General features: G+C 40.1%; 1 protein-coding gene. It reads left to right on the top strand.

What is annotated here, in order from left to right:
• Positions 1-96: 96 nt before the first annotated feature.
• On the top strand, positions 97-232 hold a 136-nt coding region (tatB, locus tag SB756_RS35805; RefSeq protein WP_410913990.1), incomplete at its 3' end, for a Sec-independent protein translocase protein TatB.

Below are 232 nucleotides of genomic sequence, written 5' to 3'. Positions count from 1 at the left end.
ACCAACGGAAACAGACTCCCCTGAACAAATTCAAACGTCACAAAAAACGACGACTGATACTGAAAAAACAAAAGACACCGATAAGGCTTAATTAACATGGGCATGTGGGAGCTAGTTGTTGTTTTTATTGTAGGGCTTGTTGTATTAGGGCCTGAACGTTTACCCGTTGCAATAAGAACGGTTAGTCGCTGGATCAAAACTGTTAAATCTCTAGCTAATTCAGTTAAAGCTG

This window comes from Pseudomonas sp. SIMBA_068, assembly GCF_046534705.1.
In the GTDB taxonomy this organism is placed as follows: Bacteria; Pseudomonadota; Gammaproteobacteria; order Pseudomonadales; family Pseudomonadaceae; genus Aquipseudomonas; species Aquipseudomonas putida.
The sequence above is the reverse complement of the archived record's forward strand: the minus strand, read 5'-3'. Positions and strand labels throughout refer to the sequence as shown.